General features: G+C 70.9%; 9 protein-coding genes and 1 pseudogene. 1 reads left to right on the forward strand and 9 read right to left on the reverse strand.

The features are described 5' to 3' along the window. The 3 genes from KS423_RS29200 to KS423_RS29210 all read right to left on the reverse strand — a co-directional run. Positions 1-2237 (reverse strand): putative baseplate assembly protein (locus KS423_RS29200; protein ID WP_224282774.1); only part of this gene is annotated, 2237 nt, incomplete at its 3' end. Then, on the reverse strand, positions 2234-2692 hold the full coding sequence (locus KS423_RS29205; RefSeq protein ID WP_224282775.1) for a GPW/gp25 family protein: 459 nt from the start codon (positions 2690-2692) through the stop codon (positions 2234-2236). The genes KS423_RS29200 and KS423_RS29205, both read right to left, overlap by 4 nt. After that, on the reverse strand, positions 2689-3021 hold the full coding sequence (locus tag KS423_RS29210; protein ID WP_224282776.1) for a hypothetical protein: 333 nt from the start codon (positions 3019-3021) through the stop codon (positions 2689-2691). Before KS423_RS29210 ends, KS423_RS29205 begins: the two co-directional genes overlap by 4 nt. Positions 3022-3212: 191 nt before the next feature. On the opposite strand from KS423_RS29210, the gene KS423_RS29215 reads away from it, so the two are divergent. Continuing rightward, on the forward strand, positions 3213-4421 hold the full coding sequence (locus KS423_RS29215) for an RNA-guided endonuclease TnpB family protein (protein ID WP_224282782.1): 1209 nt from the start codon (positions 3213-3215) through the stop codon (positions 4419-4421). Between the two features lie 57 nt (positions 4422-4478). On the opposite strand, the gene KS423_RS29220 is transcribed toward KS423_RS29215, so the two are convergent. The 6 genes and pseudogenes from KS423_RS29220 to KS423_RS29245 all read right to left on the reverse strand — a co-directional run. Next, positions 4479-4988 (reverse strand): phage baseplate assembly protein V, encoded by a 510-nt coding sequence (locus KS423_RS29220; RefSeq protein ID WP_224282777.1) that lies wholly within the window; start codon positions 4986-4988, stop codon positions 4479-4481. Positions 4989-5010: 22 nt separating this feature from the next. Further along, a complete protein-coding gene (locus KS423_RS29225) occupies positions 5011-6168 on the reverse strand; it encodes a hypothetical protein (protein WP_224282778.1) in 1158 nt (385 codons plus the stop codon). After that, a complete protein-coding gene (locus KS423_RS29230; protein WP_224282779.1) occupies positions 6161-6514 on the reverse strand; it encodes a LysM domain-containing protein in 354 nt (117 codons plus the stop codon). Before KS423_RS29230 ends, KS423_RS29225 begins: the two co-directional genes overlap by 8 nt. Next, complete coding sequence (locus KS423_RS29235) at positions 6514-7158, reverse strand: hypothetical protein (RefSeq protein ID WP_224282780.1); 645 nt, start codon at positions 7156-7158, stop codon at positions 6514-6516. Before KS423_RS29235 ends, KS423_RS29230 begins: the two co-directional genes overlap by 1 nt. Then, on the reverse strand, positions 7155-7757 hold the full coding sequence (locus KS423_RS29240) for a hypothetical protein (RefSeq protein ID WP_224282781.1): 603 nt from the start codon (positions 7755-7757) through the stop codon (positions 7155-7157). Before KS423_RS29240 ends, KS423_RS29235 begins: the two co-directional genes overlap by 4 nt. Before the next feature lie 34 nt (positions 7758-7791). Then, positions 7792-9341 (reverse strand): annotated as a pseudogene (locus tag KS423_RS29245) (hypothetical protein); the annotation flags it as partial.

Consider the following 9341-nt stretch of genomic DNA (forward strand, 5'->3'; position numbering starts at 1 on the left):
CGGACGGCCGGCAGTGCGGCACGAGGGTCCTGGACGGCGATCCCGGACGCCGGGCCGGCCAACGCGGGGGAGTCGGGGTCGAGCCCGGAGGCGTACCGCCCGCCCCAGCTCTGCGCCACCTCCCAGACGCCGGGCCGCCGGAGCACCCCGCCGGAGCGGGCCCGGGCGGTGAGCACCTCGAGGCGGCGCAGTTTGGCGGCGAGCAGGCGGGTGCGGCGGGCCAGCAGTTCGCGCAGCCCGGCGGCGGGCCGTTCGGCGAGGTGCAGCTCGTGCACCACCTGGGCCCCGAACAGCAGGGTCAGTTCGGCGAGTTCGGCGCGGGAGAGGGGGCGGCCGCAGTCCGCCCGGTGCCACAGCTCCTCCAGCCGCTGGCGGACCCGTTCGGGGATGCCGGCGAGCAGGGCGGCCTGCCGGGCGCAGACGTGAGCCCGGTCGGGGTAGGCGGCCGCCTGGGTTACCGGCGCGTAGCGCAGCACCGGGCGGAGAGGCTGCGGCAGGACGGGGTAGCGGGTCTGGTCGAGCAGCGTCTCCAGCGTCGCCGCCTGGGCGTCGGCCGTGGGCGGCTCGACCACGGTGCCCTGGCCGTCCTCGCCCTCCGCGCTCGCGCCCGGCGCGAGCTGGATGCTCAGCCCGGCCCGCCGGACCGCCGCCTCGCCGAGCAGCGCGTACAGCTCGCGGACCTGTTGCGGGCCGAGCTGGTGGCCGGTCCTGGTCCGGTCGAGCAGTTCGTGGATCGCCTCCGCCGCGGGGCTGCCCCCGGTGCGGTCCGCGCAGCCGGATCCGTCCGGTCCGCAGGGCGCCACCCGGACCGGCTCCGGCGGCACCGCGAAGGTCTCCGGGGCTCCGCCGTAGAAGGTGAGCGAGCGGCCGTGGTCAACCAGGACGACGTTGCCGCGGGCGACGCTCACGTCGGTGATCGGGCCGCAGTCGCTCCCGCCGTGTGCGGACAGGCAGACCGGGAAGGAGAGGGCGTCCTCCGGCGCCCACTCGACCTCGACCACGGGCTGCTGGTACAGCTCGTCGACCAGGTGGGTGACCGAGGTGAGCCGGACGGCCTGGCGGTGCGCGGGGTCGGCGTCGGCGGCGGCGCCGGTGCGCGGGCCGAGCACCTCCTCGACGACCAGCAGGTCGCCGGGGCGCAGCGCCAGGTGCCGGGTGCGGTCCTCGGGCCGGTCGGCCTGGTGCCAGTCGTCGCGCAGGGTGGCGGAGGTCGCGCCCTTCGACAGGACGCAGTCCTGGTTGCCCCAGGTCCAGAACCGGATGGTGTTGTGCTCGGGGCGCAGCACCAGGTCCGTTCCGCCGAGCGGCTCGAACACCTCGACCGCCGCGGTCCGGGTGAGCGCGTCCAGTTGCTCGTCGGGGATCACCGTGGACAGCTCCGGGCGTTCCTGCGGGCCGAGCCGGCTGACGTCGACGGCGGCGAAGCGGAAGCTGCCGGGGTCGAGGGTGAGCGGGCGGTCCGTCGCCAGGGCGACGAACGCCCGGGCGTTGCAGCCGTCGTGCACGGCGTAGTCGATCAGCCGGACGTGCCGGCGCACCGACACCCGGCGGCGGGCGGTGTCGAGGTACGCCTCGGTGGCCACCGCGTCCTGCTGGTAGGAGAGCTGGTCGGCGGTGTGGGCGAGCAGTTCGACCAGGGTGATGCCGAGGTCGGGCAGGTGCCGCTCGGTCCAGCCGGGGGTGGTCAGGCTCATCCGGTCCAGCACGAGCCGGCGCAGGCTCTCGTAGTCGCGGGTGGTGTAGTCGATGACGGCGGACGCCGGGGCGGCGGGCGGGCAGCTCTCCTCGGTGCGGCAGTCGTAGGGGGAGGGGCAGTCGGCGGCGAAGGAGAACCCGGTGCTCGCGTACCTCGGGTCGAAGCCCGGGTACGGCCGGGTGCCCGGCCGGCCGTAGGCGTCCGCCTCGACCACGGCCAGCCGGTAGCGGGAGGTGTCGCCGACCCGGTCGAGGGTGACGTGCATCCGGTCGTCCAGCTCCGGGTCGTCCGCGCGCTCGATCTCGACCGCGAGGGCGCGCAGTCCGGTGATCCGGCGGCCGCCGTCGACGCGGATGTTCTCCGGGCCGAGCTCACCCGGCGCCCGGCCGAGGAAGGTCACGGTCAGCGTGCGTCCGTCGTCCTCCGGCTCGGCGCCGTCCAGGCCCAGCAGGTGCGCCGCGCGCACGTCGGCGCGCCGCAGCTCCGTCCCGCACTGTTCCGTCCCGCACCGTGCCGTCGGTTCCTCGGATCGCCCGGTCATGCCGCCACCCCGCCCTCGAACACGTCCTGCCGCTGCGTACCGGTCCGGCGGACCACGTACGCCAGCTCGACCCGTACCACGTTGTCCTCGCTCTCCACGTCGAGCGCGGCGATCTCGATGACGTCGCCCAGCCACCGCTGCAGCGCCGCCTGGACGGACAGCTGCAGGGTGGCCGCCAGCTCCGGGCTGTTCGGCGCGAAGACCAGGTCGAGCAGCCCGCAGCCGAAGTCCGGGTGCATGACCCGCTCGCCGGGGCTGGTGAACAGCAACTGCTCGATCAGGTCGCGCACATGGTCGTCGTACGCCGCCTCGGCGGTGCGCCCGCGGCTGTCGATCCGGAACGGGAACGCGAGGTCCGTCCGGGCCGGACCGTGCAGCGGAGCCGTCGGGTCGGCGCCGGGCCCGGGCTGCTGTGCGGCGTGCGCACCCCTGGTGTTCATGGGCCCGGTGTTCATACGCCCTCCGCCCGCTGCTGGACGACGGTCACGACCGGCGGCCCCTGCGGGACCTGCTCGGCGCTCTGGCACAGCCCGATGGCGGACTGCGGCAGCGCGGGGGAGCCGTTTACCCGGATCCGGGCGGACGGCAGCACCCAGCGCACCGTCACACAGGGCTGCGGCTTGCCGGCCACGTTGAACGGGCAGCCGGTCACGGTGTACGGGTCGGCCGTACTGGTGACGGCCTGGCCGGCGACCAGCACCCGCGCCTGGGCGGGCCGGACCGTCGCCTGGGCGCCGTGCGGGCAGGTCACCGTCGCATTGACGTGCAGCAGATTTCCGGTCATCGGATACCTCCGTGGATACCCCTGGCTTCAGCCGGGGGTGGGGTACCTCCCGCTTGCGGGGGGAGAAACGGAACTCCTGCGGAGCAGGGCAAGGAGCTGCGATTCGCCGCGAGGCGGACCGCGGTGCCCTGACTTGCAGATTTGGTCTTTACCAAAGGTGGCATTAGTTTGCGAGCGTGACGGCCATTCACATGAAGCGGGCTTTCAAGTTCCGCTTCTACCCGACCGATGCGCAGGCGGCTGAGCTGTCCCGCACGTTCGGGTGTGTGCGGCTCGTGTACAACAAGGCGCTGGCCGCCCGCTCCGAGGCGTGGACGACGCGTCAGGAGCGGGTGAACTACAACGCCACGTCGGCGATGCTGACCGAGTGGAAGAGGACCGAGGAGCTGGCGTTCCTCTCCGAGGTCTCCTCCGTTCCGTTGCAGCAGGCCCTTCGGCATCTGCAGGGGGCATTCTCCAACTTCTGGAACAAGCGGGCGAAGTACCCGACGTTCAAGTCGAAGAAGAAGTCCCGTAAGTCCGCCGAGTACACCACCAGCGCGTTCCGCTACCGCGACGGCCGGCTCACGCTGGCGAAGATGACCGAGCCGCTGATGATCGTGTGGTCGAGGCCGCTGCCCGAAGGGCAGTCGCCGTCCACGGTGACCGTGTCCCAGGACGCGGCCGGGCGCTGGTTCGTCTCTCTGCTGTGCGATGACCGGCCAGCGATGCCGGATGCCCAGGCCGGTTCGGCCGTCGGTATTGACGTGGGTGTCACGTCGCTGGTGACGCTCTCCACCGGGGAGAAGATCACCAACCCGAGGCACGAACGCGCCGACCGTGAGCGCCTGGCCAGGGCCCAGCGGGAGCTGTCCCGCAAGGCCAAGGGATCGAACAACCGTGAGAAGGCCCGTAGGAAGGTCGCCCGCGTCCACGCGAGGATCGCTGACCGGCGCAGGGACTTCCTGCACAAGCTCACTACTCGACTCGTCCGTGAAAATCAAACGGTCGTGATCGAGGACCTGACGGTCCGCAACATGCTCAAGAATCGTAAGCTCGCCCGCGCCATCGGCGACGCTTCGTGGACCGAGCTGCGGACCATGCTGGAGTACAAGGCCCAGTGGTACGGCCGGGACCTGGTGACCATCGACCGGTGGTTCCCCAGTTCCAGGCTGTGCTCGGCCTGCGGAACCATCCGCACCAAGATGCCCCTGAACGTCCGCGAATGGACGTGCGACTGCGGAGCAGTCCACGACCGGGACGTGAACGCGGCACGCAACATCCTGGCCGCCGGACTGGCGGTTGCAGCCTGTGGAGACGGTGTAAGACCTCAACGGAGCACTCCGGGCGGGCAGTCGTCGATGAAGCAGGAAGTCGTCCCACCGCCGCGCTCACGCGCAGCGGCTCAGCCGCGAGACTGAGGGGAACCCCCTCCCTTTCAGGAGGGGGAGGAAGTCAAGACGTTCTCCCCCCCCCCGTCAGGTCACGCTCAGGGCGTCCTGGTTGATGGAAACGGTGGCGCCGACGAGCGAGATCGAGGCGCCCTGGCCGTTGCTGATCTGGATGCCCGAGTCGTTGATCACGATCGAGGCCCCGCTCGGGGTGCGGAGCGTGATCCCCGTGGTCGGGTCGTCGGACAGGACGATCACCCGCCGCCCGGTGGTCTCCAGCACCGTGTTCGGCACCCCCGGCGGGCCGGTCGTCGCCTCCACCGGGACCTCCGAGGCGGAGCCGTACCAGCAGCCCGTCCAGATCGGGTAGCTCTGGTCGCCCTGCTCGAACTCCACCCACACGCCCGCCCCGACCGGCGGGACCGCGTAGTGCCCCATGCCCGGACCGGCCACCGGGAAGCAGGGCATCGCCCAGGTCGACACGGCCTCGCCCAGCACGTCGGGCACCTGGGCCTGGATGCGGCCGATCCCGAGCGGGTCGGCGTTGTTCACCACCGTCCCCCGGAACTTGCCGAGGTAGCGGGTCGGTTCGGCCATGCGGGCAACTCCTGCTGCAGCGTTAGGGGATGACGGTCGGCTGGAGGGCGATCAGGCCCTCGCGGGTCAGCGTGAAGTTCTGGGTGTACGAGCCGCGCTTGAGGTTGTGGGTGACGCTCTTGACGAAGTACAGGCCGTCGTAGGTGAGCCCGGCGCCGCGGACGCCGACCAGCTCGCGCGGCCGCAGCACGTGCCCGTACCGGACGACGTCGAGCTGGCCGGAGCCGGAGACGGCGTCCGCCGACTGCATCGCCTTGGCGATGGTCTCGGCGACGGCCTGGCTGGTGTCCTTCTTGGCGGTGTCGGCGATGACCTTCTTCTTCAGCGCCGGCGCGGGCTTGAGCGCCAGCGGCGGGCGCAGGATGCTGACCTCCGGCACCGGCAGGACGGAGGACACCTTGGTCGCCGGGAGCTGGATGCGGGCCTCCGGCTCCTCGCGGGCCGTGCCGTCGAAGGCGAACGTCAGCTGGTCGACGTTGGACAGCGCGTCCATGTTCACGTTCAGCGCGTGCTGCGGGACGCCGAGCCGGTTCTCCGGCCCCCAGTAGGCGCGGCTCATCCCGGGGACCGGGCCCGGGTCGAGGTAGAACACGTAACCGTTGGCCTTCGCCAGCTCGCTGACGTACCCGAGGTCGGTGCCCTTCTGGAAGTCGATCCGCCGGGTGGGCATCGGCGTCTGCGGCACCAGCTCGGGGACGACCAGCGGCAGGATGCCGTACTGCCCGTACTTGCCGATGATCGCGGTGACCCGGGCCGCCGGGGACATCGCCGGGAAGGGCACCCCGGCCTGCTCCTCCAGGTCCATCAGCACGGTCAGGTCCTCGCCGGTGACGGTGAGCGTGGACTGGCCGGGCTGGTTGCTGATGCCCACCTCCTGACGGATGATCACACCGTCCATCAGCACGGTCGGGGTGCCCGTCACGGTCACCATCAGCACGACCCTGGTCTTCGGGTCGAAGAAGCCGCCCGGCAGCAGCGCGGTGTTGATCAGACCGTGCTTCGACAGGTCGAAGGCGAGCTGGAACCCACTGCGCTGCCCGGACGCCACCGTGACCTGCGCCGACAGCAGGGCGTCCGTCACCGGCTGCGGCACCGGCACCGGGATCTGCGGACCCATCAGCAGGCTGAGGTGGATCGACCCGACCGGCCCGCCTCCCGTGACGGCCGAGAGGTCAGGCATTGCCCACCCCCGGCACCGCGCCGGGCAGCGCGATGGTGATCCGCCGACCCGGCGTCGCGGTCAACTCCCGCGGATCGACCACCGGGTTGGCGTCGGCGATCCGCCACCACTGGTCGGCGCTGCCGAGGTAGCGGTTCGCGAGCAGGTCGAGGCGGTCGCCGGCGCTCACGGTGTGCTCGGCCAGCGGGGTCAGACCGTCCGCGCTCGGCAGCAACCTCCGCTGCAGGTACGGCACCTGCCGCCCGTCCGGCGTCGTGTGCAAGGCCACCGGGACGCCGTGGTACCGGCTGGTCAGCGGGTATGGCGAGGGCGTGGGCAGCCCGTTCAGCGGGTCGTCGACAGTCATCAGAACCCCCCTCCGAGGCCGAGCGCACTCAGTCGGCCACCGGCCGCAGTGCCGACCAGCCGCTCCTTCTGCGCCAGATGCGCCAGGTACAGCTCCGCCCCGCGGTGCCCGGTCGGCAGATCACTGACGGTCAGGACCCGCAGACCGATCGCGACGGCGGCCCTGATCGGATTCAGGTCGATGTCGAACGCCTCCTCGGTGATGGTGAGTTCGGTCAGCCGCACCGGCAGGATCCGCTTGCCACCCCAGGTGAAGAGGGTCAGCGGGGCCTCGATCGGAGTGATTTCGAGAGTGCCCAGCGCGGCCAGCGCCTGATTGGCCAGCAGCTGTGCACTGGCCGGCTGCACCAGCAACTCCAGCGTCGCCAGCTGCGGATGGATCCCGTTCGGCGACGGCACCTCCAACTGGTCGGTGGCATCCAGCTCCGCGGTGAACTTCCACGTCTCGACGGCCGGCCCCTTCAGCCGCAACGCCTCCGTCCGGTCCCCACTCCCGTCCGCCCCCGCCACCTGCGGCGCCAACGACCGCTCCAGGCTGTCCGGATTGAACTGCAGCACGATGACCCGCTGCGGCGTCCCCCGCTGCGGATCCACGATGACCAGCCCGGACCGTACGGGCCTGGGGACATCGCTGAAACCGGTCACGCGTCCCCTCCTTCCCCGTCGGAGTCCTTCTCCTGGGAGGCCCGGCGGTCGCGCTCCGCGATGACGGCGCGAGCCTGGTCCCGGACCTTCTCCTCCGGGTCGTGTTCCCGGAGGAACACGAACAGGGGATGGAGTTCCTCCCAGTCGACCCGCCCGGCGCAGAAGACGGCGATCCGTCGGACTAGCGGCTCGGGATCGTTCATCGACCAGCGGAACAGGGCGAACATGTCCGGGTCGAACGGGCCGTAACAATGGACGGAAAGCATCCGCAGGGCGTTCATGAGGGCGACGCCGTCCCGGGTGCTGTCGAACAGCTCCGTCATGGTCTCGTTGTCGTGCACGTCGATTCGCCTGCGGACGAATTCGACGGTCGGTTCCCGGTCCAGGCCCGCGATCAGGAAGTAGCGGACCTGAAGGAGATCGTCCTCGATCCAGTAGACGGCCGCACCGCGGTCGGGCGTCAGCCAGATCTTTTGGAAGGGGGAGCCGTCGCTGCTCTCACTCGTCGAGTGGAGATCCCAACCGGCTTCTTCCGCGAGCCTGTCGACCTCGGCACGACCGAGTACGTCCTTGGGTACGAGCCGCACGAACAGGGTCAACGGAACTCCTTCATCGCAGTGGGGGGTTGAGTCGTCACGAGGGTATCCACAGGCCGCCGGGCGATCTCCGCCATCCGGGGTGCAGCTTCTCGTCCGACGCTATTCGGCCGTCGGGCGCGAGGAACCTCGCGGCGTTGTGCATCGCCCACAGGGGGAACTGCTGGACCAGCTGTTCGTCGCTGAGCATCAGGACATCGGCCTTGGCCTTGGCGAAAGCGCGGATTATCAGGAGCTTGGACCGTATCGTCATCCCCGCCACGGCCGTTTCGAGCTGAGCGCCCCTCTTGGTGAGCTCGCCGGTCCGGGAGTTCGTGTGCTCGGCGGCGATGCCCTGCGGGTTCAGCAGGTACTGCGAGCCGGCCACGGCGTTGCGTGGCGCCATGGTGTTGGTGTTCGACACGACGTCCTGCCAGGTCGCCTCGGGGAAGTTCGCGAGTTGCCAGGCCGCGATGTTCGTCATGGCGGCTGCCGGATAGCGAGCGCCCTCGACGGTCGGCATGAGCCTGGCCGCCGCTGCCATGGTCTCGGCGGCCTTCGGATTGCTGCGGAAGAACTCGTCCTGCGGGAGTCGGCGCTGTACGAGGTCGAAGAAGGCCCGCTGCATCCGCTGACGGGCTTGGGTCGATCGGTCGGCCGCGCTGACGCCTTCCTTGCCGAGGCTGTGGGCGAGCATGTCCTCGATCTCGGCCAACTTGTCGGCCGCCGCGTCCTTCGACGCCGGCCCGGCCTTGACGTAGTGCCCCGACCCCAGACCGCTGAGCACCTTGACCAGCCCTGGCGGAGTCTCACCGGCTCGGTCGCCGCTCCTGATGGCGCCCTGCTGTTCGCTGACACCGATCTCCATGCCACCGCCGGATGCCATGATGATGCGCTCGTGCCCCGGAGGCCGGTTCCCCCCGTGGATGGCACGTGCCTCGACCAGACCGGCGCGGGCCGGCCGGGTCTCCTGGCTGGGCGTGTCCGACGCGCTGCGGCGCTCCTGGTAGGCGCGCTGCTCCTCGTTGAGCACGCCGGCCTGGGCGACGACCTCCGGTGCGTTGATCAGTTTCTCGCCGAGCTGTTCCAGGATGCGCATCAGTGCGGGTTCGTTCTTGCGCACCAGGTCCTCGGCCGCCGGAATGTGGTCCCGGACGTCCTTCTCCGGGTTCAGTTCGGCGGTGATTGCGGTCAGCGGCCCGTCCTCGCGGGCGCTCAGGCCGGTCAGCCGGTACCACGCCCGCATTCCGCGGAGGACGCCACGGAGCGTCAGGCGGCCGATGCCGAAACCGAGCAGGCGATCGACCTTCGGCCGGATCCTCGCCACGATCAGTTCGAGGCGCTGCTTCTTCGCGTCCGGGGAGTTCTCGTGGGCGCGGCGTTGGGCGCGCTGCTGTTGGCGCTTCTGGTGCCAGGCGCGCAGCCGGTCGCGTTGCTTGCGGTAGGCGTCGCGGATGCGGTGGGCGCCGTTGGTGAGGGCGCGGCCGAGTTTGCTGTCGAGGAGCTTGCGGCCGAGGGTACGGGCGGCGACGCGGACGCGGTTGAGGGCGGCCTTGACGGTCTGGCGGGAGGCGTTGAGGGCGCGGCCGACGGGGGAGGTGGGGCGGC

This window comes from Streptomyces sp. LS1784 (assembly GCF_020103755.1).
Taxonomy (GTDB): Bacteria; Actinomycetota; Actinomycetes; order Streptomycetales; family Streptomycetaceae; genus Kitasatospora.

What these genes read in the sequence shown, in the direction of transcription:
- KS423_RS29205 (WP_224282775.1), bottom strand. Translation starts at nt 2,692, where the DNA reads ATGAACACCGGGCCCATGAACACCAGGGGTGCGCACGCCGCACAGCAG.
- KS423_RS29210 (WP_224282776.1), bottom strand. Translation starts at nt 3,021, where the DNA reads ATGACCGGAAATCTGCTGCACGTCAATGCGACGGTGACCTGCCCGCAC.
- KS423_RS29215 (WP_224282782.1), top strand. Translation starts at nt 3,213, where the DNA reads ATGAAGCGGGCTTTCAAGTTCCGCTTCTACCCGACCGATGCGCAGGCG.
- KS423_RS29220 (WP_224282777.1), bottom strand. Translation starts at nt 4,988, where the DNA reads ATGGCCGAACCGACCCGCTACCTCGGCAAGTTCCGGGGGACGGTGGTG.
- KS423_RS29225 (WP_224282778.1), bottom strand. Translation starts at nt 6,168, where the DNA reads ATGCCTGACCTCTCGGCCGTCACGGGAGGCGGGCCGGTCGGGTCGATC.
- KS423_RS29230 (WP_224282779.1), bottom strand. Translation starts at nt 6,514, where the DNA reads ATGACTGTCGACGACCCGCTGAACGGGCTGCCCACGCCCTCGCCATAC.